The sequence below is a fragment of the Agrobacterium sp. H141 genome (genome assembly GCF_057158725.1).
Window position 1 is genome coordinate 1,683,688 of sequence record NZ_CM169893.1, and the last position, 26,344, is coordinate 1,710,031.

Sequence of the window (26,344 nt, forward strand, 5' to 3'; positions counted from 1 at the left end):
CAAAGTCTTGACTTTATTTTTTTCACTTTTCGCATGAGCTTTTATGGCGAAATGTTGGCTACCTACCTTTCCAAACGGGATCACGCTTCTCTGTAAATGCGCGGGCACCTTCCAACTGGTCTTCACTGGAATAGAGAGTATCGACGGTTTGATATTGCCGTTTGGTGATCTTGTTCATGGTGGTGGGGAAGTCTTTGCCCTCGGCATCGCGCACGATTTCCTTGATCGCGGCATAGACGAGTGGCGGCCCACTTTCGAGCATCCGGGCGAGCTCCCAGGCACGTTCCATCAGCTTGTCGGCGGGCAGAATTTCGTTGACGAAGCCCCAGCGATGACCTTCCTCTGCATCGAGCCAGCGCCCCGTGAACAACATGTCCATGGCGACATGATAGGGGATTCGCTTGGGCAGTTTGATCGATGCCGCATCGGCGACCGTGCCAGAGCGGATTTCCGGAAGCGCGAAGGTTGCGTGTTCGGCTGCGAGAATAAGGTCTGTCGACAGCGCGATTTCGAACCCGCCGCCGCAACAGATGCCGTTGACTGCGCAGATGATCGGCTTGTTCAGGTCACGCAGTTCCTGCATGCCGCCAAAGCCGCCAACACCATAATCGCCGTCGACGGCATCTCCGTAATGGGCAGCCTTCAGATCCCAGCCGGGGCAGAAGAATTTTTCCCCGGCACCGGTGACAATCGCGACGCGCAAGGAGGCATCGTCACGGAAGTCGCGGAAGATTTCTCCCATCACCCGGCTTGTCTTGAGGTCGATCGCATTGGCCTTTGGACGGTCGATTGTGACCTCCAGAATGCCGCCTTCGCGTCGTGTCCTAATCGGGCCGGTCATTCCGTTATCTCCTTTTTCTGATCAGGGCATCCACGGCGACCACACCCCGACCTGCGGGAAGGACCATCAATGGATTAATGTCCAGTTCTTCCAAGACAGCCGCATTGTCTGCGACATATTTTGCCACAGCAGCGACGGCAGCGACGAGCGCGTCGATATCGCCGGCTGGATTGCCGCGGTAGCCATGCAAAAGCCTGGCGATTTTCAAGCTTTCGATCTTGCTCCGGATGGTTTCCGGCTCTGTGGGCAGCGTGATGATGGCGGCGTCATCCAGCAGTTCGACGAGTATGCCTCCTGCACCGATGGTCAGTACGGGGCCGGCGACTGCATCGCGCATGGCGCCGACGATCATCTCGGCGACCGGCTTATCCGCCATGGCTTCCACCAGAAATCCGGTGGCAATCCCGGCCATGCCGGTTGCCGCTTCACGAACGGCATCTGCGTCCTTCAAGTTGAGCTTGACGGCACCAGCTTCGGTCTTGTGGGCGACCCCCAGGCCTTTCAGAGCGACCGGGAAGCCCAAACGGATTGCGGCCTCTGCCGCTAGATCGGAGGTCTTCGCCGTTTCGCCCTTGGGTACGGTCAATCCGAACTTGGCCAGTTCTCCCTTGGCCGTATCTTCAAACAAGAGTTCCGTTTCGCCGTCGATAAATGCTTCTGCGATCAGCGGAGCGGGCAGGGGCTTTGCCCATGCTTGTCCAATCGAGGCGGAGACTTCGATGGCGGTAAGGGCTTCATCGATGCCAAAGAAGGGAACGATGCCGGCTTCCATCAGGGTAACGGCAATGTCTTCCGACAGATTCTCGCCAAGGCTTGTGACGATGCCTGCGCGCTGGCCGGTTGCCTTGGCCGAACACAGTATCGCATCCACCGTCGTCATCCAGTCCGCGCTATCGCAGCGGTCCGCTCGAGGGAAATCGAGGACGACCAGATTGATCGCATAGGCTCCGTCCATCATGGCAGAAAAGGCGGCAGTCTGGCGTTCCTTGTTGCCCCAGACGAAGGTATGGTAATCGAGCGGATTGGACAATGTGACCATGTCGCCAAGGCTCTCGCGCAGTGGCTTTAACTGTTCGGGCCGGAGATCGCGATAGGTGACCTTGTGGCGTTCGCCAGCATCCGACATCAGCGATGCCTCGCCACCGGAACAGCTCATCGAGGAAATCTCTGCACTCTCCAGAGGATCGTGCAGGTGAAGCAGCTTCAGCGTTTCCAGCATTTCCGGCAATGTGTCGACACGGCCGATGCCCAGACGTTCAAACAGGGCAGACGAGACCGCATCGTTTCCCGCCAACGAGGCGGTGTGCGAGACGGTCGCTTTCCGGGCGGCTTCCGATTTGCCGACTTTCAGGGCAATCACAGGCTTTTTCAACTCGCGCGCCCGGGTGGCGAGGCGTTCGACTGCGCGAATGTCGTCGAAGCCTTCGATATGCAGTCCGATTGCGGTGACGCGCTCGTCTTCCAGAATGCCGGCGGCAAGCTCCGACAAACCCGTTTGCGCCTGATTGCCTGCCGTCATGAGATAGGCAATAGGAAGTCCACGCATCTGCATGGAAATGTTGCAGGCGATGTTTGAGGACTGCGTCAGGATCGCCACGCCACGGTTGGTGCGGGTCAGTCCATGCTGGTCCGGCCACAGCAGCGCGCCGTCGAGCATGTTGATCAGACCATAGCAATTGGGTCCGACAATCGGCATGTCTCCAGCGGCCGCGACCAAGGCGTCCTGCAGATCGCCGCCATCGGAGAGTTCGTTGACAGCCTCACGGAAACCGGAGGCATAACAGATTGCACCGCCGCTTCCGGCGGCCGACAATTCGCGGATGATATCGATTGTCAGTGCGCGATTGACGCCGACAAAGGCCGCATCAGGGGCAGATGGCAGATCGGCGACCGAGCGGAAGCAGGGCAGGCCGTGGACGGTGTCCTTGGTCGGATGGACCGGCCAGATCTCGCCCGCATAGCCCATCTTGCGACACTGTTCGACCACGCGGCCCGCTTCCTTGCCGCCAAAGACGGCAATGGATTTGGGGCGGATGAGGCGATCAAGCGAGCGAGTGGTCATTACGCCCCCAATGGCCGCAGGAGTTCACGGCTGATGATGTGACGCTGAATTTCCGACGTGCCATCCCAGATACGCTCCACGCGGGCGTCGCGCCAGAAGCGGGCAAGCGGGAGGTCGTCCATGAGGCCCATGCCGCCAAAGACCTGTATGGCTTCGTCCGTCACCTTGGCCAGCATTTCGGTGGCAAAGACCTTGGCCGATGCGATCTCTCGATTGGCGGGCAGGTCGTTGTCGAGACGCCAGGCGGCAGACAGGGTGAGCAGGTCTGCGGCGTCGATGTCGGTGATCATGTCGGCAAGCTTGAAGGAGACACCCTGATTGGCGCCGATGGGCTTGCCGAATTGTTTGCGCTCGGCGGCATAGTTCAGTGCGTAGTCGAATGCGCGGCGGGCACGGCCAACCGAGGTCGCGGCAACCGTGAGGCGCGTGGCGTAAAGCCAGTCATTGGCGATATCGAAGCCCTTGTGCAGTTCGCCGAGGATCTGTGCCTTTGGCAGTCGGCAGTTGTCGAAGGTCAGGATGCAGTTCTTGTAGCCGCGATGGGAGACGGAACTGTACCCTTCGCGGATTTCGAAGCCGGGTGTTCCGCGATCGACGAGGAAGCAGGTGATCAGCTTCTTGGGGCCGCGCGGTGTGTCTTCTTCGCCGGTGGCGATGAAGACGATGACGAAATCGGCGATATTGGCATGGCTGATGAAGTGCTTGGTGCCGTTGACGACCCAGTCGTCGCCATCTGGCTTGGCAAAGCACTTCATGCCGCGCACGTCGGAACCTGCGTCGGGCTCGGTCATGGCGAGTGCATCGAATTTTTCGCCGCTGACGGCCGGCAGCAGATATTTCTCGCGTTGCTCATCGTTGCAGGCCATGAGAATGCCGGAGGGGCGGCCAAAGAAGACGGTGAGGGCCATGGAGCCGCGACCGAGTTCACGCTCAACGAGGGTGAACGTGGTGTGGTCGAGGCCCGCGCCGCCCACTTCTTCGGGCAGGTTACAGCCGAAGAAGCCTATCTCCTTGCACTTGGCGGCGATCTCCCGACCAAGTTCGGGCGGCACTTCGCCGGTCTTCTCGACCATGTCCTCATGGGGATAGATTTCCGTCTCGACGAAGTCGCGCACCGTCTTGACGATCATTTCCTGTTCTTCGGTGAGGCCGAAATTCATGTGCTTCCCCTTTTTGCCGTTCTGGCTGCGCGCAGTCTTTGCCCTCATTCGTCTTCTGCTTTCCTCTCCCCGCAGGCGGAGAGAAGGTAGAGCGAAAGCCAGGCGTTTGTCGCAACGCTACTTCTTTTGTCCGACCGAGCGTCCTGCTGCATCCGGCCTGGGCAGGTCAGCATGGGCGGCGGCAATGGCTGTGAGCTTCGACAGAACCTTGTCCGGTGCCGTCATCGCCTTTCCGGCCTCGGAATCGACATAGAGCAGCATCTGTTCGGCGGTTGCGATCACGCTATCGTCCTTACCCAGATGGATCTGGTGGAAAACATGGATACGCTTCTGGTCCGTCGAGAGGATCTGGCAGGTCGTGTAGAGTTCCTCGCCGATCTTCGCTTCGCCGAGATGGCGGATATGGGTTTCGACGGTGTAGTAGCTCTGCCGCTCGGTCTGAACATAGGTGTCATCCACACCGATCAATCGCAGCAGTGCATCGGTGGTGTCGCCGAAGACCTGCAGATAGCGGAATTCCGTCATGTGGCCATTGTAATCGAGCCAGGACGGATTGACCTTGGTGTCGATCAGACGCAGCGGCTGCTTGGCGGTGGTGTCGACCTCGGCCTTTCCGGCATTGGCCCACAGACGGGCCTCGAAATCGGCGAGCAGTTTGCCGGCGCCCCAGCCTTCGCCGCCATTGCCACCTTTCAGCGCCTGCATGATGCCGACGAGATTTTCGTCGCGGATGCGTTCCAGTTCACGGATCGAACGACCGGCGGCCTGGGCGTCCGACTGGGCGCCAATCTTCTCGACCAGTGCATCGTTAAGATCGACAACATCGGTGAATTTGGTCCAGGGCCATTTGAGGCAGGGGCCGAACTGGTTGAGGAAGTGACGCATCCCCGCCTCGCCACCCGCAATGCGGTAGGTCTCGAACAGACCCATCTGCGCCCAGCGCATGCCGAAGGAATAGCGCATGACATTGTCGAGTGTTTCGGTGTCGCAGATATCGTCCTGGATCAGCCAGAGTGCCTCACGCCACAAAGCTTCGAGCAGGCGGTCGCCGACAAATGCCTCGATCTCCTTGGCAATGACAACGCCTTCCATGCCGATGGTGGCGGTCAGTTCCTTGGCGCGGGCGATTGTGTCCCTGGATGTCTTGGCACCGCCCACCAGTTCGACCAGCGGCAGCAGGTAGACAGGATTATAAGGATGCGCGACGAACATGCGTTCGGGATGCTTCATGTCGCGCTGGAGGTCTGACGGCATGAGGCCGGATGTGGACGAGCCGATGAGGGCCGACGGATCTGCTGCCGCGTCGATCTGGGTAATCACACCGCGCTTTAGCTCCAGGCGCTCAGGCACGCTTTCCTGAATCCATTCAGCGCCTTGAACGGCGTCTTCAAGGCTCTTGGCGAAGGTCAGAGTGCCGCGCGGTGGTAGCGGTGCCATGGTGAGCATGCCATAGGCTCGCTCGGCATTGGCCAGCACTTCGCCGACGATACGCTCGGCTTCCGGATGCGGGTCGAACATGGCGACATCGATACCGGCGAGCAGGAAACGGGCCGCCCAGGCTCCCCCGATAACGCCACCGCCAATGCAGGCGGCCTTGTTGATTTTGGTCATATGCAAAGATCCTTGATTTAAGACCCGGCCCCAAGCCCTTACCCACAAGGGCGAGGGGCTTAACTCGCGGCATTCGCTCATTCTCAACTCTACGCTACAGCCATCTGGTAGAAGGACTTTGGCTGGCGATGAGGGTTGGGTGTGGTAAACCCTCCCCCTCGTGGGGAGGGTTTGGAAGGGGACTTGGTGTTATCGCTTTGTCAGCTTCAGCTTTTCGCGCACTTCGGCCGGACCGATGATGCGGGCGCCCATGCCTTCCACGACAGAGGCTGCCTTTTCGACGAGCTGGGCATTGGTGGCGAACTGGCCCTTGCCGATATAGAGATTGTCTTCCAGACCGACGCGAACATTGCCGCCGGCGAGGATCGACGCTGCCGGATAGGCCAAGGCATTGCGGCCGATGGAAAACGCCGAGAAGGTCCAGTTCGACGGGATATTGTTGACCATGGCCATGAAGGTGTTGAGATCGTCAGGCGCACCCCACGGGATACCCATGCAGAGCTGCACCAGAACCGGATCTTCGATCAGACCTTCTTCGACCAGCTGCTTGGCAAACCAGAGGTGGCCGGTATCGAAGGCTTCGATTTCGGGACGAACGCCAAGATCCGTCATCTTCCTGGCCATGGCGCGCAGCATCGACGGCGTGTTGGTCATGACATAGTCGCCCAGCGAAAAGTTCATGGTGCCGCAATCGAGCGTGCAGATTTCCGGCAGGCATTCGGCAATGTGGGACACACGTTCGGTGGCACCAGCCATGTCGGTGCCCTGTTCCTTGAGGGGCAGCGGCTTTTCAACGTCGCCGAAGATCATGTCTCCGCCCATTCCGGCGGTGAGGTTCAAGACCACATCGACGTCGGCGGAGCGGATACGATCGGTCACTTCCTTGTAGAGATCGTTGCGTCGGCTGGGGGCGCCGGTTTCAGGATCGCGGACGTGGCAGTGGACAACGGCCGCGCCGGCTTTTGCGGCGTCGATCGCGGAGTCGGCAATCTGCTTTGGCGTGATGGGAACATGCTCGGATTTGGACGTCGTGTCGCCCGATCCGGTGACTGCGCAAGTGATGAAAACGTCGCGGTTCATGGCTAGTGGCAAAGTCGATCTCCCTTGGTCGTTGTCCCTATTACGAGCCAATTGCCAATGCCATGCTATGCATTCTAGGATTGATTTGATACATATTCGGCTGAATTTGGATGGTGCTATGCAGCAATTGGCGTCTCAGACCGTCGATATCGATCTTCTGGTGGTTCCGGAAACCAACCTCATGCTGGTTGCGTCCGTGCTGGAACCCATGCGCGTCGCCAACCGTGTGAGCGGGCTGCAGCTCTACCGCTGGAAGGTGTTCAGTCTGGACGGCAAAGCCATCGAAACGAGGAGCGGTATTCCGGTTCCAGTCGATGGCCCTTTCAAACCTGGCCCAGAGACCAATCCGCTGTTCATTCTCTCCAGTCACAACTGGCGACGTTACGCCACATCCAGCATGAAAACGCAGCTGTCGAAGACTGCCCGACATCGCGCCTCGGTCGCGGGGATCGAATCGGGTTCGTGGCTGATGGCGGAAACGGCATTGCTGGAAGGCTTTACAGCCACGACGCATTGGGAGGATTACGATGAGTTTGCAGCGACCTATCCTCAGGTGCGGGCGGTGCGGGAACGCTATGTGATCGACGGCAAGCGCATTACGGCTGCAGGCTCGCTGCCTGCACTTGATCTGATGCTGGAACTGATCCGCCGTCGTCACGGCTATTCGCTGGCGCTGGAGGTCTCGCGCCAGTTCATTCACGAGCAGGGCGGGATCGATGCGTCCGTCTCAGCCATGCCGTCCACCGGCAGTATGCGCATGGTCGATGGCCGGGTGAGCCAGGCGATGCGGCTGATGGAAGAACATATCGATCAACCCCTGACACTGCCGAGGCTTGCCCGACGCATCGGGGTGAGTGCCCGGCATCTGACGGCGTTGTTCGGCAGTGCCGTCGGAGTGCCGCCGCATGTCCATTATCTGGCTCTGCGGTTGAATGCGGCACGTCGCAAGGTGATCGAGACACGCACCCCCTTCGCCGATATCGCAGCTGCGACCGGTTTTAACTCGGCCTCTGCCTTTGCCCGAAGTTACCGCGCCAATTTCCGCGAAAGCCCGTCAGATACGCGGCGACGGTTGAAGCCGATGACGCCGCTGCCGTTATAGAAGATCGTTTGCAATGGCCGCTCGCTTCAGTCCTTGATGACGAGAAGATCATCGGCGGCAAAATGGAGCGTGGCCGGTGCGCCGATCGGTGGCAGCTTGAGGCCCGGATCATTGAACATGTCAAAGGAGATCGTATTTCCTCCAACATCGAGCCGGGTGCGGATGACCGAGCCCAGAAAGTGGCTGGAGGTGACTATGCCGCTTAACGTGGTGTCGTCCTTGGGCGAGGGTGTCAGAGAGGCTGCTTCCGGACGCAGCGCCAGCTGAATTTCATCGCCCATCTTGTAGCCATCGAGCGATTGCTTGAGCGTCAGCACATTTTCGCCGATGCGCACATTGTTGCTGTCGACAACGGCGCCGGTGATGAGGTTCAGCGTTCCGACAAAGGATGCGACAAAGCGTGTAGCCGGTGTGTTGTAGATCTCGAACGGCGTGCCGATCTGGTCGGCGCGGCCGGCATTCATCACCACCACGCGGTCGGAAATCGACAGCGCCTCTTCCTGATCGTGGGTGACGAAGATGGTGGTGATGCCGAGCTTGCGCTGAATGGCACGGATTTCCTCGCGCAGTGATACGCGGATCTTGGCATCGAGCGCCGACAATGGTTCGTCCAGCAACAGCACCTGCGGACGCGGCGCAAGCGCACGCGCGAGGGCGACGCGCTGTTGCTGTCCGCCCGACATCTGGTAGGGGTAGCGGTCGGCCAGATGCGACAGCCCGATCAGTTCCAGCATCTCGTTGACGCGCTTGTCGATCTCGGACTTGGCGACGCCAGCAACCTTGAGGCCGAAGGCGACGTTGTCGAAGACATTCATGTTGGGAAAAAGCGCATAGGCCTGAAAGACCATGCCGATATTGCGTTGATTGGGTTTCAGCGAGGTCTGGTCCTTGCCGTCGATCACGATCGAACCGGCGGATGGTTCCTCAAAACCTGCCACCATGCGCAAAACAGTGGTCTTTCCGCAGCCGGACGGGCCGAGGAACGAAACGAATTCGCCCTGATCGATCGACATGTTGAAATCATGCACGACCCGAACCGGTCCGAACGACTTCTTGATATTGGACAGTGTCAGGAAGCTCATTGGGTCAAGTCCTCAGGCGGGGCGTTGGTTTTTCTGGAAACGTGAGACGAGTTGGATCAAGCCGAGGCATCCCCATGTGATGCCGAAGGCGATCACGGCGAGGGCCGCCGGCTCGTAGGCGCGGTTGGCACCGAGGAGCTGCATATATGGACCAAAGGCCGGACGGTTCAAAAGGGCGGCCATAGTGAATTCACCCAGCACGATGGCGAAGGTGATGAAGGCGCCGGACAGAACCGCGATCAGCACGTTGGGCAGGATGATGCGAAAGAGAATGCGGGTCCAGCCCGCACCAAGGCTCTGGGCGGCCTCCGTCAGGGTTCTGACATCGATTGCGGCAAGACCGGTATCCACGGCGCGATACATATAAGGCAGCGACAACATGGTGTAGCCGAACATCAGCAGGAGATTGGTGCCCATGACGGTGCCGGTCAGCGGCAGCCAGCTTGACGTGTTGTAGAGGCGGATATAGCCGAAGACGACCACGATCGCCGGGATGACCAGCGGCAATAGGGTGATGAATTCGATATAGGGCCGCATTTTGGGCATGCGCAGCCGCACCCAGTAGGCGGTCGGGACAATCAGGAGCATGCCGAAGACGATGGTCACCAGGGCCATTGTCACCGAATAGCTGAATGTCTGCTGGAACTTCGGATCACCGAGTACCTTGGCATAGGCATCGAAGGAATAGACGCCGCGCCGCATCTTGAGCGAGAAGTTGGTCATGCCGATCAGCGGCAGCGCGAAATAGACAATGCCGAAGGCAAGCGCTCCCCAGGCCCAGAACTTCTTCATTTGAGCCACCTTTCCGAGCGGGCGCGCAGCCAGATATACATTGCATTGGCAAGGCCGGTGACGACGATCATGCCGAAGGCCAGGGCATAGCCGAGATTGGGATTGCCGAGCACATCACCGCGGATCTGCGCAAACAGCAGGATCGGCACGATGTTCAGCGACGAACCTGTCAGCGCGATGGCGGTGGCGACAGCGCCGAAGGAATTGGCAAACAGCAGAGCCAAAGTTCCGAGCAACGAGGGTGTGAGGATCGGGAATGCGACCATACGCCAATACTGAAACTGTGTGGCACCAAGGATTGATGCTGCCTCGCGCCATTCCCGCTTCAACCCGTCAATGGCTGGTGTGATGATCAGCACCATCAGCGGGATCTGGAAGAACAGATAGGTGATCGTCAGTCCCCAGAAGGACAGGAGATTGAAGCCCAGCATTCGCAAATCGACGCCGATCTCGGTGCGCAGGAAGACTGTCACCAGGCCGACCGGTCCCAGGGTCGCCAGAAACGCAAAGGCGAGAGGGACACCGGCAAAGTTGGAGGCGACGCCGGAAAAGGTCATCAGCGGACCGCGGATCCATTTCGGCAGGCCACCCAGAATGACGGCTGCTGCAACGGAAAATCCGATCAGGCAACCGAATATGGCCGATGCGAGACTGATCTTGATCGAGACCCAATAGGCCGACAGGATGGATGGCGTGAAGAGGTCCCTGATATTGTTGAATGTGAAGCCACCTTCCGGCGTCTGAAAGGCACCGATGACAATCTTCAATGTCGGCATGAACAGAAAGAGCAGGGCAAAGATCAGGAACGGTGCGACGCCCAGCCAATGTAACGGCAATCGCGCCGAGACGCGGGCAGCCGCGGGTGCGGAACTGCTGTCAGCCATACCTGTCCCCTTCATCGCGTCTGAGACGACGCTTCTTGTTGTTGGAATATAAGATAAGAAAAACCGCCCCGGCTCAAGAGCCGAGGCGGCGATATCAAGAGACTTTACTGGACGTTGGCGCCAACCACTGTGTCCCAACCGCTGGTGACTGCGGCCTTGTTGGCATCGACTTCCTCAAGCGTCGGGAAGTAGGCCTTTTCGTAGGACGCTGCAGGCGGCAGCTTGTCGAGCAGATCCTGCGGGATCTTGCCTGCCTTGGACATGGCGTTAAAGCGGGCAGGGTGGCAGTAACCGGCGAGCCAAAGTGTCTGGCCTTCGTCAGAATAGAGATATTCCATCCAGAGCTTGGCGGCATTCGGGTGTGGCGCGTAGGCCGAGATGCCCTGAACGTAGACGCCAGCCAGAACGCCGGATTCCGGAACGATCACATCAACAGGCGGGTTGCCGGCCAGTGTGTCCTTCCAGGAGAGCGCGTTATAGTCCCAGGCAACGACGATCGGGGTCGAGCCCTGAGCAAGCGTTCCGGACTTGCCGATGACGGGTACGAAGTTGCCAGCCTTGTTCAATTCGGCGAAAAACTTCAGACCGGCTTCGCCAGCATCCTTGCCGGCCGCGGCGCCACTGGCCATGCCAGCTGCGAGAACACCGAGGATCGCCTGGTTGGAGGCGCGCGGGTCACCGGCGAGCGCAACCTGGCCGTTGTATTCAGGCTTTTGCAGGTCGGACCAGTCTGCCGGTGTGTTGGTGACGAGATCCTTGTTCACGATCATCGACATCACGCCGTAATAGTCACCATACCAATGACCATCGGCATCCTTGATGCTGTCTGGAATTTCGTCCCAGGTCGAGACCTTATACGGCATCAAAAGGCCTTCGGCTTTCATCTGCGGACCGAAAGCAAGTCCAACATCCACGACGTCAGGGGCCTGCGGGCCCTTGTTGTCCTTGTTGGCCTTTACGGCTTCGACTTCGTCAGCGGAGCCGGCATCCGGGTTCAGTTCGTTGACCTGGATTTCGGGGTATTTCTTCTTGAAACCGTCGATGACTGCGCCGTAGCCACACCAGTCGTGGGGCAGGGCGATGGTGGTCAGCATGCCCTCAGCCTTGGCGGCATCGACGAGTTCTGCGCTCGGCTCTGCCATTGCCAGCGAGGAAGTCGCAACGACCATGGCGGTCGACAGAGACAGAATACGCTTGATGTTCTTGAACATAGGTGTTTCTCCACTTGAACGTCGCGCCGGGCTCAAGGAGGCCGCGCGGTCGCAAGACTGATATTCGGGTTCAATGATAGTATTGTGACAGATGCCGCGCGCCAAAGGCGCGTCTCTCAATCCGCTTTATCTTTGATATTTTTGATTTTTCCCCTCCCATTGTTATCAACGCTTCTACCGCGGCTTGCGGAAAAGGCGGGCCTGTTCAAAAAGGCCTTCGAGCGTCGTCATACGCTCGCGTGTCTCGTCCCAGGCAGCATTCTGCACGGCTTCTATCAAAGCCTCAACCACGAAGAGTGTGACCACAGATGAATCCCAGGCAGAGGGCGCCTCGATCTGGATCTTGAAACTATGGAGTGCATGCTTTGTAACGGGGGAGGACCAGTTGTCGGTAAAGAGGACGATCTTGACGCCATTGTTACGGGCAACCTCCGCCAGCGTCACCATATCGGCCTCGTAACGGCGGATATCGAAGATCACCAGAACGTCGCCGGCATTCATGTTCAAGACATGCTGTGGCCACGCGCCGGAATTGCTGGACATCAAGGTCGTGCGGGGGCGGATTACCTGCATGTGGGTGAAGAAATATTCGGCCAGTGAGCCTGTAATGCGGCCGCCGACGAAATAGACCGACTGCTTCTTGTCGCAAAGCAGCTTCACCACGGCATCGAAACTCGCGGTATCCAGCTCGGACAGGGTCTGGCGCATATTGTTCATCACCGCATCGGCAAAGCGGTTCAGGATATGGGTGCCGGGCGCATTGGCGGCCCAGCGATCGTGTTTGGCAATCGGATTTGAAAGCGTCGCTTCCAGCTCATGGTGGAGTTGCGCCTGAAACTCGCCATAGCCTTTGTAGCCCAGTTTCTGCACCATACGGGCAACAGTTGGTGTCGATACCGCGGCGTTTTCGGCCACGGTCGTAATGCTTCCCAGGCCCGAGACGGGATAATTTTCCAGCAGTGTCTCCGCCAACTTGCGCTCGGCGCGCGTCAGTTCGTCGAACTGCGCGTGGATGACTTCAGAGACGGTTTTCGTAAAAATGACCACGTTTATCCCACGATCGGCGCCACGTTTTCGCGCCATGAGGGAAGTTTATCATCCCGGAAAGAAACAGCGTCAATCAAATTCTGAAAAGATTTTTACAGAAATGCGATTGACAGTGACGGCTCCTTGAAGAATTCTCTTCGTGATTTTTCTTCCCACGCGACAGAGGCGTTGCATGCTTTCACGAACGGACATCCTGACGGTTGAGGACGGCGAGCCCGTTGCCGTGGACAATCCGGATGGGGCTGGCCGGTTTCTGTTTATCTGCGAGCACGCATCCCGGCTGATGCCACGCAATGCCGGTAACCTGGGCCTCGGCCCAGAGGCGCTGGCAAGCCATATTGCCTGGGATCCGGGTGCGCTTGCCGTTGCAAGCCAGCTTTCGAGCGAGTTCGACAGCGTTCTGATTTCGCAGCGTTTTTCCCGGTTGATCTATGACTGCAATCGGCCGCCGGAGTCACCCTCGGCCATGCCGGAAGCAAGCGAGATTTACGAAATTCCGGGCAATAAAAACCTTGCGCCTGCGGAACGTTATGCCCGCACCGCTGCTCTCTACATTCCGTTTCACGACCGGATCGCTCAAGAGGTTGCCGCAAGAAAAGCGCGGCGACAGGATACGATTGTCGTTACCGTTCACTCGTTTACGCCGGTCTATCTGGGCAAGCAGCGCGATGTCGAGGTCGGTATCTTGCACGACGAAGACAGCCGCTTTGCCGATGCGCTTCTGGATGTGGGCAAGGGTGGTCAATATCGGCTGGAGCGAAATGATCCTTACGGCCCGGATGACGGCGTCACGCACAGCCTGCGGCTGCACGCATTGCCCAACGGGTTGATGAATGTGATGATCGAGGTTCGCAACGATCTTCTGGCCGACGAGGCAGGGCAGGGTCAGGTATCTGCCTATCTCACCTCGCTGTTTTGCGACGGACTATCGCGGCTGGGGGCCGCAAGCTGAGGAACGGTGTCCAGGCATTTAGACCAAAGATCATAAGAGAGGGGAATGGATGGGACGGGACAGGACGATAGCGGGCGAACGGTGCATGGCATCGATGCCTTGCGCACTGTGGATCGGGGGCGGGGATGCCTGAAGCCATCAAGACCTATGTTCGTTTCGTGGACGGTTTCAACCGCCGCCTGGGACGCATCGTCATGTATGGCGTGCTCGTGATGATGGGCATCCTGCTCTATTCGTCGATTTCCAAGACCACCCATCTGCCCGCCAACTGGACGCTCGAGACAGCGCAATTTGTCATGGCCGGCTACTATCTGATGGGAGGCGCCTATTCGCTTCAACTCGACAGTCATGTGCGCATGGACCTGATTTATGGACGCTGGTCGCCGCGCACCAAGGCGATTGTGGATGTGATCACCATATTCATGCTGTTCGTCTACCTGTTCTTCCTGCTTTACGGCGGTGTCTCCAGCACGAACTACGCGCTTCAATATGGTGAAACGAGCTATTCGAGCTGGTCGCCCTATATGGCGCCGGTCAAGATCGTGATGGTGGTCGGCATCGCGCTCACCTTCCTGCAGGCAACCTCTATTTTCTTCAAGGATCTGGCCGTTGCGGTCGGGAGGCCGATCGCATGAGCTATGAAATTATTGCACTCTTGATGTTCTCATCGATGATGATGTCGATGTTGACCGGTCAGCGCGTGTTTGCCGCCATCGGATTCGTCGGCGTGGTGGCTGCAGCCTTCCTGTGGGGCGATGGCGGCTTCGAGCTCGGCTTTTCTGCCGGCATGAAGCTGATGAAATGGTATCCGCTTCTGACGCTGCCGCTGTTTATCTTCATGGGCTATATGCTGTCGGAATCCGGTATCGCCGAGGATCTCTACAAGGCTTTCCACGTGTGGATGGGCGGACTGCCGGGCGGCCTTGCGATCGGTACGATCGGTCTGATGGTTATCATCTCTGCCATGAACGGCCTGTCGGTCGCGGGTATGGCCATCGGGGCAACGATTGCGCTTCCAGAGCTTTTGAAGCGCGGCTATGACAAGATCATGGTGTCGGGAGTCATTCAGGCCGGCAGTTCGCTTGGCATTCTGGTGCCGCCGAGTGTCGTGCTTGTCCTCTATGGCATGATTGCGCGTCAGCCGGTCGGCAAGCTATGGATCGCTGGCGTCTTTCCCGGCCTTTTGCTGGCGTCAATGTTTATCATCTACATTGTCGTTCGCTGCCGCATTACTCCGTCGCTCGGACCAATTCTGCCAAAGGAAGAACGCGATATTCCGCTGGTCGAGAAACTGAAGCTGCTTCGTGCGGGCATCCTGCCGTTCGTGATCTTCTTCCTGATGATGGGCCTGTTCGTCATGGGTGTGACGAGCCTGGTTGAAAGCTCGGCAGTGGGCGCGCTGTCTTCACTGGTGGCTGCTGCCATCAAGGGTCGGCTTAACTGGACTATGTGGAACAAGGTGCTGGAGCAGACGCTCGGCATTTCCTGCATGTTCATGTGGATCATCCTGGCTGCCCTTTGCTTTGGTGCCGTTTTCGACGGTCTTGGAGCCGTCAAGGCGCTGGAGAACCTGCTGGTCGATGAGCTGGGCATGAGTCCCTGGCAGATCCTCATCATGATGCAGATATCCTATCTGATCATGGGGACATTCCTCGACGATACGGCCATGCTGGTAATCGTCGCGCCGCTCTATATTCCGCTGGTGGGCAAGCTCGGTTTCGACCTGATCTGGTATGGCGTGCTTTATACGATCACCTGCCAGATCGCCTATATGACACCGCCATTTGGCTACAATCTGTTCCTGATGCGGGCCATGGCGCCGCCGGAAATTACGCTTGTCGACATCTACAGATCCATCATTCCGTTCGTTGCCATCATGATCCTCGGTCTTGGTATTGTCATGGCCTTTCCGGAGATCGCCACCTGGCTGCCCAACCATGTTTATGTGCGGGGCTAGGGACAGGTCAAAACCAACGAGGTCCGCCATACGGGCCCGTAGAATGAGACGTCCCCCAAAGCCTCAAACGAGGTGCGGGGGGAATCGAACATCAACTGAAAGAGGGAAACGATAATGACCAATAGAAGAACCTTTTTGAAGAATGCCGGTATCGCTGCTGCTGCAGCCGGTCCGGCCATGCTGGCGGCACCGGCCGTCAGGGCGCAAGACAAGAAGATCACCTGGCGTCTCCAGACCTATGCCGGCGCTGCCCTTGCCGAAGAAGTCGTGCGTCCTTGCATCGACGCCTTCAACAAGGCGGCCAATGGGGAGATGGAGATCGAGCTCTACACCGCTGACCAGCTGGTCCCCACGGGCGAACTGTTCCGCGCCATGCAGGCCGGCACCATCGACGCCGTCCAGTCGGACGATGACTCGATGAACTCGCCGGTCGATATCAAGGTGTTCGGCGGCTACTTCCCGTTCGCCTCGCGCTTCAGCCTCGACGTGCCGACACTGTTCTACCAGTACGGTCTGGCCGAGATCTGGGACGAAGCCTATGCGGAAGTCGGCGTGAAGTGGCTGTCTGCCGGTGCGTGGGATCCATGCAACTTCTCGACCAACAAGCCGATCAAGTCTCTCGAAGACCTGAAGGGCCTTCGCGTCTTCACCTTCCCGACCGCTGGCAAGTTCCTTGAGCAGTTCGGCGTCGTGCCTGTCACCATCCCGTTCGAAGACGTGCCGGTTGCCATGCAGACCGGTGAAATCGATGCGATTGCCTGGTCCGGGATCACCGAAATGAAGACGTCCGGCTGGGAAGAGGTGACCAAATACTTCCTGACCAACAACATCTCCGGCGGCTGGTGCGGTTCGTTCTTTGCCAATGCCGACCGCTGGAATGAGGTGCCGGAACATCTCCAGCAGCTCTGGAGAGTTTGCATGGATAGTTCGCATTACCGTCGCCTTCATTGGTATTGGGGCGGTGAAGCATCGCTTCGCGCAGGCGGCAGCTCTCTCGAGCTCACCACAATTCCGGCCGAAGAGTGGAAGACTGTGGAAGAGAAGGCCTATGCCTTCTGGGACGAGATTGCAGGCCAGAGCGAGCGCAATGCCCGGGTCGTGAAGATCCTCAAGGATTATCAGGCTGTCATGGAAAAGGCCGGTTCGCCTTATCGTTGATCCCTTCGATCGACACTGAAACACACGGTCCGGTACGCGGTTTTGCGTATCGGGCCGGTCAATGAAAACACCACGTTTACAGGGCCTGAAACACCGCCTGTCAGGATTGACCGATGTCTGCACAATACACATTCGATGAACTGAAAAAAGATGTCGCCGAGGGACGTATCGATACCGTGCTTGCCGTGATGGTCGATATGCAGGGTCGCTTGATGGGAAAGCGTTTCCAGGCTGAATTTTTCGTCGAGGGCGCCTATGAGGAAACTCATAGCTGCAATTATCTGCTGGCGACCGATATGGAGATGGAAACCGTCTCCGGTTACGCGGCGACGAGCTGGGAAAAGGGCTACGGCGATTATACGATGAAGCCGGATCTTTCGACGCTTCGAAAGACACCCTGGCTGGAAGGCACGGCGCTGGTTCTCTGCGACGTTCTCGACCACCATACCCATGCCGAAGTGCCCCATTCGCCGCGCGCAATCCTCAAAAAGCAGGTCAAGCGTCTGGAGGCGATGGGGATGAAGGCTTTTATGGCCTCGGAGCTCGAGTTCTTCCTGTTCGATCAGACCTTCGATGAGGCCCAGTCATCGGGCTACCGCAATCTGAAGCTCGCGAGCGCCTATAACGAGGACTACCATATCTTCCAGACAACCAAGGAAGAAGACGTGATGCGGGCGATCCGCAAGGGCTTGCAGGGTGCCAATATTCCGGTCGAAAACTCCAAGGGTGAGGCGTCTGCCGGGCAAGCCGAGATCAATGTTCGTTATGGTGAGGCGCTGACCATGGCCGACCGCCATGTGATCATCAAGAATGCCTGCAAGGAAATTGCCTGGTCGAAAGGCAAGTCCGTCACATTCCTTGCCAAGTGGCATTACAATGCTGCCGGCTCGTCGTCGCATATTCACCAGTCGCTCTGGTCACTGGATGGCAAGCCGCTGTTCTTTGACGACAAGGCCGAGCACGGCATGTCGGATCTGATGAAGCATTATATGGCGGGGCTTTTGACCCATGCCAGCGAGATCACCTATTTTCTGGCACCCTATATCAATTCCTACAAGCGCTTTGCCGTCGGCACATTTGCGCCAACCAAGGCGATCTGGTCGAAGGATAACCGGACCGCCGGATACCGCCTGTGCGGCGAAGCCACCAAGGGTATTCGCGTCGAATGCCGTGTCGGGGGTTCCGATCTCAATCCGTATCTTGCCATGGCAGCGCTTCTGGCTGCGGGGATCGATGGTATCGAGAAGAAGATGGCGCTCGAGCCGGAATTTACCGGCGATGCCTATGGCGCAAAAGATATCCGCGAAATTCCCAATACGCTTCGTGCAGCAGCCAAAGAGCTCAACGCCTCGGAGATGCTGCGCTCGGCGCTCGGCGACGATGTCATCGATCACTATGTTCGTGCGGCCGAATGGGAGCAGGAAGAATATGATCGGCGGGTCACCGACTGGGAGGTCGCGCGCGGTTTCGAACGGGCTTGATCGGGCTCAATGCTGTCATAGTGCCGTTTGATAACAACAAGTCACGAAACGTTTTTCAGGGTCGGGCGCAGCGCGTCGCGATATCTACAATGAGTCTGGAAACAGCCTGCGTTCATCCTGCAAGAAGGCGCAGCTGATCCACGCGGAAACACCGGCCTCAAGGCCGAAGGAGCAGTGAAATGGCAATGTTGCAATGTATTTCTCCGATCGACGGATCGGTCTATGCGGAGCGGGAGACCTTGTCTCTCGGTGCCGCACAGGATGTGGCAAAGCGCGCGAAGAATGCGCAAAAAGCCTGGGCGCGTCGTTCGCTTGAAGAGCGCGTGCAGCTCGTCATGAAGGGCGTGGCCCGCGTCAATGAAATGGCCGACGAGGTGGTTCCGGAACTCGCTCACATGATGGGGCGCCCGGTGCGCTACGGTGGTGAGTTCAAGGGGTTCAACGAGCGCTCCAATTATGTCGCCTCGATTGCAGCAGATGCGCTGAAGCCGCTTATCATCGAAGAAAGCAATGCTTTTGAACGCCGGATCGAGCGGGAGCCTCAGGGCGTCGTGTTTGTGATCGCACCCTGGAACTATCCTTACATGACGGCGATCAACACTGTCGCGCCGGCGTTGATGGCCGGCAACACCGTGATCATCAAACACTCCACCCAGACATTGCTGGTGGGCGAGCGCATGGTGCGCGCCTTCGTTGAGGCCGGCGTGCCGGAAGATGTTTTCCAGAACGTGTTCCTCGACCACGACACGACTTCGGCGCTGATTGCTGGAGGGTATTTCAACTTCATCAATTTCACCGGCTCTGTCGGTGGCGGCCGGTCTATCGAAAAGGCGGCAGCCGGGACCTTCGCCGGCCTTGGGCTGGAACTGGGGGGCAAGGACCCCGGCTATGTGATGGAGGACGCGGATCTTGATGCTGCCGTCGATACCTTGATGGATGGTGCGACCTTCAACTCCGGCCAGTGCTGCTGCGGTATCGAGCGCGTCTATGTGCACGAGAGCCTGTATGACCAGTTTGTCGAAAAGTCCGTTGCGTGGGTCTCCAACTACAAGTTGGGCAACCCGCTCGATCCGGAAACGTCTCTCGGCCCAATGGCCAACAAGCGGTTTGCTATGGTGGTGCGAGAACAGATCGGCGAAGCGCTTTCCAAGGGTGCCAGGGCGCTGGTCGATCCGAAGCTCTTCCCGGCGGATGACGGCGGTGCCTATCTTGCCCCTCAGATCCTCGTCGATGTCGATCATTCGATGTCCTTCATGAAAGAGGAGACCTTTGGTCCCGCAGTTGGTATCATGAAGGTGAGGAGTGACGAGGAGGCACTGGCGTTGATGAATGACAGTCCTTATGGCCTGACAGCATCACTGTGGACGCAGGATCCCGAGCGTGCGGCCAGCCTTGGCCGCGATATCGAGACGGGCACCGTGTTCATGAACCGTGCCGACTATCTCGATCCGGCCCTGTGCTGGACCGGCTGCAAGGAAACCGGCAAGGGCGGATCGCTTTCCGTCATCGGTTTCCAGAACCTCACCAGACCAAAATCCTATCATCTCAAGAAGGTCACCCAATGAATATCGTCGCCAACTGGAGCTACCCGACCGCCATTAAAATGGGGCGGGGCCGGATCAACGAACTTGCCGATGCCTGCAAGTCGCTGGGGATGAAGAACCCGCTTCTCGTCACAGACCGTGGTCTGGCGAGCATGGCCATCACGCTTGGCGCGCTGGACGTCATGGAAGAGGGCGGTCTTGGCCGGGCGATCTTCGCCGACGTCGATCCCAATCCCAACGAGATCAATCTGGAAGCCGGCGTGAAAGCGTTCAAGGACGGTGGTCACGACGGCGTTGTTGCCTTCGGTGGCGGCTCGGGTCTCGACCTTGGTAAATGCGTGGCCTTTATGGCTGGCCAGACCCGTCCGGTCTGGGACTTCGAGGATATCGGTGACTGGTGGACGCGTGCCTCGATCGAGGGTATCGCTCCAATCGTCGCTGTCCCGACGACCGCCGGCACCGGTTCGGAAGTCGGTCGCGCTTCGGTCATCACCAATTCGCAGACCCATGTGAAGAAGATCATCTTCCATCCGAAGTTCCTGCCGGGTGTCGTGATCTGCGATCCGGAACTGACGATGGGCATGCCGAAGATGATTACGGCGGGCACCGGCATGGATGCATTCGCCCATTGCCTGGAAGCCTATTCCTCGCCTTTCTACCATCCGATGAGCCAGGGTATCGCGCTGGAAGGCATGCGGCTGGTCAAGGAGTTCCTGCCGCGGGCCTACAAGGAAGGTGCCGACATCGAAGCGCGGACCAACATGATGGCGGCGGCTGCGATGGGCGCTACGGCCTTCCAGAAGGGGCTCGGTGCCATCCACGCGCTGTCGCATCCGATTGGGGCGGTCTACAACACCCATCACGGCATGACCAATGCGGTGGTGATGCCACCGGTTCTCACGTTTAACCGTCAGGCCATCGAAAGCCGGATCGAAATGGCGGCAGCTTATCTCGGTATCTCCGGCGGCTTTGACGGCTTCTACAATTATGTGCTGGAGTTGCGCGCATTGTTGAGCGTTCCGGATAACCTGACGGCGATGGGTATCAAGCCAGACCGGATTGATGAATTGTCAGCCATGGCCATAGAAGATCCGAGTGCAGGTGGTAATCCGGTGCCGATGACGCTGGAAAACACCAAGGAACTGTTCAAGGCCTGCTTCTAGGAAACAGACTATCGCTCGGTTCGTCTGGTCCGGTGCAAATGCGCACCGGACCATTTTTGTATTCGCCGCTCGCCACTGTTGTCACCTGTCGGTCATCCTGCCGTAATGTAACTGTTGAACTCTAACAGCTGTCGATTCGGGGGATTTCAGATATGCGATTTTCAAAACTGGTTTTGTCCATGCTTGCGGGACTTCTGCTTGTGCCTGCAACAGCGTCCGCGGAAAGCTTCACAACGCTTTCAAAGAAAGGCTATGCAGTTGGACCTCTCGCGGCCGGCAAGTCCGGCAGTCTTGGATGGGTCGTGTCCAAGGACGGGAAGGCTTTTTTCTGCAAGATGAAGGTCAGCACGGTTTATATAGGCAAGGACAAGATGGCTTCCTTCACGTCCGGTGGGCGCATGATTCCGATCGATAAGGCGGTTTTCGAGGCTTCGATTGGCGGACATGATTCTTCCATTCCGCAGCTTTCAGACCTGAAGGCTGGCAAAGTTCAGCCGCGGCATGTCGGTTCGTGTATTAAAAATAGATAATATAATGCCCGATGGTCCCTAATTCTTGGGATGGATAAATGCTCCCCGCTAACAGCGCGGGAGTATTTTTCTATTGATATCAGTGGCTTATTTTATCGGCTGCGCGCACTGACCATGAATTCAGGATCGCAGCATTAGATGTTTATTAACCATAATTCGCAAGAGTTGGCAGCAAGGACGCTATGAAAGCATGTGACCAGCAGAGCAATCTCCGGCTCGAATAATACCTTCAAGGAAATAGAATGCCAGTCATCTCATTTGCCAATGCCAAAGGTGGCGCCGGAAAGACCACTGCCGCACTTCTTCTCGCAACCGAACTCGCCCATCAGGGGTATCGTGTGGCCATTCTCGACGGCGATCCACAGCGCTGGATTTCCCAGTGGCATGACATCTCCGGACCGCAGCACAATATTGAAGTGATTTCCGAGATCACCATGGCATCGCTTCAGGGCCATATTCGTGAATTGTCCCAGACGACGGATTATATCGTTGTCGATCTCGCCGGCGCACGCGACGCCCTGGTGACGGCGGCCATCGGTCTGTCGGATCATGTCATGATCCCGATTCAGGGCTGTGCGATGGATGCGCGCGGTGGCGCGCAGATCCTTGACCTGATCAAGTTGATGGAAGATGCAGGCAAGATGAAGATCAGCCATTCGGTGGTGCTGACGCGTGTGACCTCCATGGTGACGACACGGGCGCTGCTGACGATCAAGGGACTTCTGGCGGCTCGCGGCGTCAATGTGATCAATACGCCGATCGGCGAGCGCACGGCATTCCGTGAACTGTTCGACTGTGGTGGCACGCTGCGGACGATGGACGCAGCGAAGATCAGCAATCTCGACAAGGCCCGTGACAATGCGCTCGCCTTTGCCGGCGAAGTGATGCGCCTGCTTCCGGTGCGCGTCATCCGCTCGCAACAGCCACGCCGTCTCTTGCGACTGGTCAGCAACGCCGCCTGATATCCGCACATCGCGAAGTTTTAAAGCCGTCCGCATCCGACTGCGGGCGGCTTTTTCGTTGTCAGAGTTCCGACAAATCCTGCGCTCTTGCTGCTCGAACCGGTCGTGGCTAATGTCCCGCCGATATTGAAAGTTCTTTTCAAACGGGACATTCCGATGCCGTCTTATCAGTCCTACATCATCTGCGGCACACCCCGTAGCGGCAGCACCTTGCTGTGCTACCTGCTGGAGCATGCCGGTTGCGGCCAGCCAGATTCCTATTTCCGTCGTCAATCGATCATGGGTCTCGCACGCGATCTGGGCGTCACCCATGATGGCGATCTGCATTCGACTGAGTTTAGTCGTCGCTATGTGGACGCAGTCATTAAAGAAGGTCGTGGCGGTACGGGTATCTTCGGTTTGCGGGTGATGTACGAAAATCTCGGTGAGATGTGCGAGAGGCTTGCGCTTCTTCATCCGGATGCAGGATCAGGACGTGCGTTGATTGAAGCCGCTTTCGGTCGCGTGCTCTACATCTATCTCTCCCGCGAGGACAAGATTGCCCAGGCCATCTCTTTGATGAAGGCAGAGCAAAGCGGGCTGTGGCATATCACTTATGACGGAGGCGAGCTGGAGCGAACGCAGTCACATCTCGAACCACATTATGATGGTCAGCGGATCGGCGAGATCGTCCGTGAACTGGAACACGACGATGCGGCATGGCGCGCATGGTTCAAGACATTCGGCATCGATCCACTGCCGCTGACCTATAACGGGTTGTCGGCAGATCCGCATGACGGCTTAGCCCGAGTATTGGATGCGCTTGGCATGGATAGCAGCAATGTCTCGTCTATTCCGATCACGACCGGCAAGCTGGCCGACCGGCAAAGTCAGGACTGGTCGGCCCGGTTCAAGGCGGAGTCCACCGGTGCCTGACGCCGACTTCGGTTTGTCAGTCGACGAATTCCACGGTGACGCCAGGCTTCGACATCTTGGCGAGCTCGGTCGCGTCCCAATTCGTCAGACGAATACAGCCGTGACTCTGTGTCCGTCCGATCTTGGAGGGATCAGGTGTGCCGTGAATGCCGTAGGTCGGCTTTGACAAAGCCATCCAGACAACGCCAACGGGTCCATTTGGCCCAGGCGGAATGTTGAGGACCTTGTCGTTTCCACCTTGCTGGAAATTGATTTTCGGGTTGTAGGTGTAGCCCGGATTAAGCGCGATGCGGTCAACCGTGACAGTACCTGAGGGGGAAGGGGTGTCGGTGGAGCCGATACTGGCCGGGTATGCCGCGATCAGACCACCAGCGTCATTATAGGCAAAAACCTGTTTCAGACCCTTGTCGGCGACGATGCGGGCAACCTGTCCCTTTTTGGCAGCGCCCGGATCGATCACCTTGATGATGGTGCCGGGGATGGTGAAGTCGACGCCTGGGTTCAATTCGCGCAGATAGTCTTCATCCATGTGGAATTTTTCCGCCAGCATTTCGGCTGTGGAAGTGAAGGCGAGCGAAGGCAGCATGGCCTTCTGGCTGTAGTCGGTGGGGATTTCGGCCACATAGGGACCTGCAGCGTCGCCAGCGGTGATGGTATAGCTCATAAAGGCGAGGCCACCCGAAAGGCGCAAGCGCTCAAGGATTTCATCGGCATTGTTGGGATCGAGCTTTTCGCCGGTCATCTGTTCCCAGGCAACGATGGCCTTGTTGACGTTCTGGCCAATCTTGCCGTCGATGACGCCCGGGGAGATGCCTTCACGGTCGAGGAATACCTGGAGTGCTGTTGCTTCGGCACGGGCCAGTTTTCCAACCGGGATTTCCGGTGTCACGGTGCGCGGAGTAGCCTGATCTGTGGCCATGGGGGCCGGCTCTTCATAGACCTGCCGCTGCTCGTCGCTGATATCCGGGTAAACCTGATCGAGTGGCTGGCTATCGACCCGACCTTGCGGCGGAACGCCGCCGGTCACGACGTTGTCGTCATTCCATCCCTGATTCGACACCTGTTGGTTGTCTGTCGGGTATTCGCGGGCGTTGTTTTGCGGAAAATAAGTCTCTGCCGGAACTTCGGTCGCGATGAGGTTACCCCGATGATCAAACAGCACGCGCCGACCGAGACGGTCATAGCCGATCTCCACTTCGCCGCGCTCGGGTACATAATCGAGGATATCGCCCTGCGGCGTGACCAGTAGCGTGTCCCTGTAGCCGTAATTTTGCGCAAGCGCCGGCTGTGACGCGAGTACAGCGGAGGTGAGCAAAGTTGCGATTAGCAGACGGGGCTTCGTGGTGTGGGTCATGGGTCCATTCATATGAGTAGAATTCCCGAGGGATCGTCATGTTCCGAGATTTGACAGTAGCTTGGAAAAGGTGAATTCATGATGAACGAGAGCTTAATGCCGGCACTGGCTTACTTTCGAACTGTGGCGGCGGCATGCCTTGCCTGAGACAAAATCAGGGCAGGACTATTCTCAGGAGAGATTTTAGATGGAATTCAAGGCTGCAACGGGGCCGATCATCAGCCTTGATGAAAGCTCTGTGCTCGATATCGGCAATTTGCTGATTGCTGGCGTTGATTTGGCGCCCGGACGGGCGATCCCGGACGATGGCGATTCGCGCATCGATCATTCGCTCCAAGGGTTTCTCTTCACCTGCGGTCCCGATCATATTCGCCATCCAGAGCCGATCGATCAGGGGGGCAAGAAAAACTATCCGCTACATGGTTCTTTCTCGTCTCATCCCGCCGAGATCGTCTCGCTGACGATGGATAAGGATGCGGAGTGCACGGCAAGGGTCGCGGTTGCGCTTGCCGATGGCGGTGAGGCGCTGCTTGAGCGCCATTGGCAAATCGACGGCGAGACCGGAATGGTCAGCCTGCGCGATACCGTGACCAATACAGGGTCCACATCGTTCCCACCGATGCTGATGTACCACATGAATATCGGCTCCAAACACCTGGATCACGGTACGATGCTGGCCGGTGCGATGCTTGAGGACAGCCAGACGCCCTGGCGCTTTGGAAAGCCTGACGGTGATATCATTTGCGTGTCCGCTGGAATGGGGGGATGGGCAGAGCTTCGGCTCGGGCCGATCGCTGCCATCGGCGGGCGGATGCTGCAGGTCCGCTTCCGAACCGATACGCTGCCTTATCTGCAGCTGTGGCATAATCAGACCGATCCAGCGAAAGTTATCGGCATCGAGCCGGTTTCGCATCGTATGGAAGGTCGCAATGCGCTTGAGGCGCGCGGCGAACTGCCGCTCCTGGCACCGGGGGAAACACGTGATTATGGCCTCAACTTCGCCTTCATCTGACGGATAGCTGCAGCCTTGCGAGATTGACGCCGCGCGGCTGGCAACGTAGACAAGCGGTCATCGAAATCCAGGGAATGACGTATAATGGATATCAGGCAGGTCAGCGACGAATACTGGGTCAGCGGTCAGATCACGGTAGAGGATCTGGACGAGATCAAGGAGCGGGGCTTCAAGTCGATCGTTAGCCATCGTCCAGACTTTGAAGAACCGGGCCAACCGCTGTTTGACGATATCGCCAGGCGTGCAGAAGAACTGGGGTTGAAGATCCGCCATATTCCTGTCGGGTCCATGGGCATTACCGAGGACACCGTGAGCGGCATGATGGATGCGCTCGACGACCTCGAACGGCCAATGCTTGGGTTCTGCCGCTCCGGCGCACGCTCGACGAAGGCCTATCAGACCGTACTCCCCCTTCGCGGCTAAGCGTTCTCAACCAATTTATCA

24 protein-coding genes are annotated in these 26,344 nt (G+C 58.0%); 13 read left to right on the forward strand and 11 right to left on the reverse strand.

All coding sequences use genetic code 11. The annotated features are described in order from the left end of the window. Positions 1 to 58 precede the first annotated feature (58 nt). The 5 genes from ACWPM9_RS07675 to bcoG form a co-directional block, all read right to left on the reverse strand. A complete protein-coding gene (locus ACWPM9_RS07675) occupies positions 59 to 841 on the reverse strand; it encodes a carnitinyl-CoA dehydratase (RefSeq protein WP_484757287.1) in 783 nt (260 codons plus the stop codon). A 4-nt stretch (positions 842 to 845) separates the two neighbouring features. Beyond that, on the reverse strand, positions 846 to 2,903 hold the full coding sequence (locus tag ACWPM9_RS07680) for an acetate--CoA ligase family protein (RefSeq protein ID WP_484757288.1): 2,058 nt from the start codon (positions 2,901 to 2,903) through the stop codon (positions 846 to 848). After that, entirely contained in the window at positions 2,903 to 4,063 is a 1,161-nt protein-coding gene (locus ACWPM9_RS07685) for an acyl-CoA dehydrogenase family protein (protein ID WP_428187221.1), read from the reverse strand. The genes ACWPM9_RS07680 and ACWPM9_RS07685 overlap by 1 nt, the downstream gene beginning before the upstream one ends. Before the next feature lie 117 nt (positions 4,064 to 4,180). Then, complete coding sequence (locus ACWPM9_RS07690) at positions 4,181 to 5,674, reverse strand: carnitine 3-dehydrogenase (RefSeq protein WP_484757289.1); 1,494 nt, start codon at positions 5,672 to 5,674, stop codon at positions 4,181 to 4,183. A 189-nt stretch (positions 5,675 to 5,863) separates the two neighbouring features. Then, positions 5,864 to 6,766, reverse strand: a complete 903-nt coding sequence (gene bcoG / locus ACWPM9_RS07695) for a 3-dehydrocarnitine:acetyl-CoA trimethylamine transferase BcoG (RefSeq protein ID WP_428187219.1) — start codon at positions 6,764 to 6,766, stop codon at positions 5,864 to 5,866. 106 nt (positions 6,767 to 6,872) lie between these two features. Here bcoG and ACWPM9_RS07700 point away from each other — a divergent pair, with 106 nt between their 5' ends. Next, positions 6,873 to 7,856, forward strand: a complete 984-nt coding sequence (locus ACWPM9_RS07700) for a GlxA family transcriptional regulator (protein WP_484757290.1) — start codon at positions 6,873 to 6,875, stop codon at positions 7,854 to 7,856. Between the two features lie 26 nt (positions 7,857 to 7,882). On the opposite strand, the gene ACWPM9_RS07705 is transcribed toward ACWPM9_RS07700, so the two are convergent. The 5 genes from ACWPM9_RS07705 to ACWPM9_RS07725 form a co-directional block, all read right to left on the reverse strand. Next, positions 7,883 to 8,938: an ABC transporter ATP-binding protein gene (locus ACWPM9_RS07705; RefSeq protein ID WP_428187217.1), complete on the reverse strand. Its 1,056-nt coding sequence runs from the start codon at positions 8,936 to 8,938 to the stop codon at positions 7,883 to 7,885. A 12-nt stretch (positions 8,939 to 8,950) separates the two neighbouring features. Beyond that, on the reverse strand, positions 8,951 to 9,730 hold the full coding sequence (locus ACWPM9_RS07710; protein ID WP_428187216.1) for an ABC transporter permease: 780 nt from the start codon (positions 9,728 to 9,730) through the stop codon (positions 8,951 to 8,953). Further along, positions 9,727 to 10,614: an ABC transporter permease gene (locus tag ACWPM9_RS07715; RefSeq protein WP_428187215.1), complete on the reverse strand. Its 888-nt coding sequence runs from the start codon at positions 10,612 to 10,614 to the stop codon at positions 9,727 to 9,729. The genes ACWPM9_RS07710 and ACWPM9_RS07715 overlap by 4 nt, the downstream gene beginning before the upstream one ends. Positions 10,615 to 10,718: 104 nt before the next feature. Beyond that, complete coding sequence (locus ACWPM9_RS07720; RefSeq protein ID WP_484757291.1) at positions 10,719 to 11,825, reverse strand: ABC transporter substrate-binding protein; 1,107 nt, start codon at positions 11,823 to 11,825, stop codon at positions 10,719 to 10,721. A gap of 174 nt (positions 11,826 to 11,999) precedes the next feature. After that, positions 12,000 to 12,872 (reverse strand): MurR/RpiR family transcriptional regulator, encoded by an 873-nt coding sequence (locus tag ACWPM9_RS07725; RefSeq protein WP_484757292.1) that lies wholly within the window; start codon positions 12,870 to 12,872, stop codon positions 12,000 to 12,002. Between the two features lie 172 nt (positions 12,873 to 13,044). Between ACWPM9_RS07725 and ACWPM9_RS07730 the strand changes: the two genes are divergently transcribed. The 10 genes from ACWPM9_RS07730 to ACWPM9_RS07775 all read left to right on the forward strand — a co-directional run bounded on the left by ACWPM9_RS07730 (position 13,045) and on the right by ACWPM9_RS07775 (position 23,534). Continuing rightward, entirely contained in the window at positions 13,045 to 13,824 is a 780-nt protein-coding gene (locus tag ACWPM9_RS07730; protein WP_428187212.1) for an N-formylglutamate amidohydrolase, read from the forward strand. Between the two features lie 125 nt (positions 13,825 to 13,949). Next, entirely contained in the window at positions 13,950 to 14,459 is a 510-nt protein-coding gene (locus ACWPM9_RS07735) for a TRAP transporter small permease subunit (protein WP_428187211.1), read from the forward strand. After that, positions 14,456 to 15,781 (forward strand): TRAP transporter large permease, encoded by a 1,326-nt coding sequence (locus ACWPM9_RS07740; protein ID WP_428187210.1) that lies wholly within the window; start codon positions 14,456 to 14,458, stop codon positions 15,779 to 15,781. The genes ACWPM9_RS07735 and ACWPM9_RS07740 overlap by 4 nt, the downstream gene beginning before the upstream one ends. A gap of 114 nt (positions 15,782 to 15,895) precedes the next feature. Next, positions 15,896 to 16,939: a TRAP transporter substrate-binding protein gene (locus ACWPM9_RS07745; RefSeq protein WP_428187209.1), complete on the forward strand. Its 1,044-nt coding sequence runs from the start codon at positions 15,896 to 15,898 to the stop codon at positions 16,937 to 16,939. 113 nt (positions 16,940 to 17,052) lie between these two features. Beyond that, entirely contained in the window at positions 17,053 to 18,420 is a 1,368-nt protein-coding gene (locus ACWPM9_RS07750; RefSeq protein ID WP_484757293.1) for a glutamine synthetase family protein, read from the forward strand. A 179-nt stretch (positions 18,421 to 18,599) separates the two neighbouring features. Then, positions 18,600 to 19,985 carry an aldehyde dehydrogenase family protein gene (locus ACWPM9_RS07755; protein ID WP_484757294.1) on the forward strand — a complete coding sequence of 462 codons (1,386 nt, stop codon included), beginning with the start codon at positions 18,600 to 18,602 and terminating at the stop codon, positions 19,983 to 19,985. Next, entirely contained in the window at positions 19,982 to 21,127 is a 1,146-nt protein-coding gene (locus ACWPM9_RS07760) for an iron-containing alcohol dehydrogenase (protein ID WP_428187206.1), read from the forward strand. Before ACWPM9_RS07755 ends, ACWPM9_RS07760 begins: the two co-directional genes overlap by 4 nt. A 302-nt stretch (positions 21,128 to 21,429) precedes the next feature. Further along, positions 21,430 to 21,657: a hypothetical protein gene (locus tag ACWPM9_RS07765; protein WP_484757295.1), complete on the forward strand. Its 228-nt coding sequence runs from the start codon at positions 21,430 to 21,432 to the stop codon at positions 21,655 to 21,657. A gap of 242 nt (positions 21,658 to 21,899) precedes the next feature. Continuing rightward, the gene (locus tag ACWPM9_RS07770; RefSeq protein WP_484757296.1) at positions 21,900 to 22,619 is read left to right on the forward strand and encodes an AAA family ATPase; all 720 of its coding nucleotides are present in this window, start codon (positions 21,900 to 21,902) and stop codon (positions 22,617 to 22,619) included. A 156-nt stretch (positions 22,620 to 22,775) separates the two neighbouring features. Then, positions 22,776 to 23,534 carry a Stf0 family sulfotransferase gene (locus ACWPM9_RS07775; RefSeq protein WP_484757297.1) on the forward strand — a complete coding sequence of 253 codons (759 nt, stop codon included), beginning with the start codon at positions 22,776 to 22,778 and terminating at the stop codon, positions 23,532 to 23,534. Between the two features lie 16 nt (positions 23,535 to 23,550). On the opposite strand, the gene ACWPM9_RS07780 is transcribed toward ACWPM9_RS07775, so the two are convergent. Beyond that, entirely contained in the window at positions 23,551 to 24,888 is a 1,338-nt protein-coding gene (locus ACWPM9_RS07780; RefSeq protein WP_484757298.1) for a L,D-transpeptidase, read from the reverse strand. A gap of 187 nt (positions 24,889 to 25,075) precedes the next feature. Here ACWPM9_RS07780 and ACWPM9_RS07785 point away from each other — a divergent pair, with 187 nt between their 5' ends. Next, the gene (locus ACWPM9_RS07785) at positions 25,076 to 25,900 is read left to right on the forward strand and encodes a DUF4432 family protein (protein ID WP_484757299.1); all 825 of its coding nucleotides are present in this window, start codon (positions 25,076 to 25,078) and stop codon (positions 25,898 to 25,900) included. 84 nt (positions 25,901 to 25,984) lie between these two features. After that, positions 25,985 to 26,323, forward strand: coding sequence for a protein tyrosine phosphatase family protein (locus tag ACWPM9_RS07790; RefSeq protein ID WP_484757300.1), 339 nt, complete (start codon positions 25,985 to 25,987; stop codon positions 26,321 to 26,323). Positions 26,324 to 26,344 lie beyond the last annotated feature (21 nt).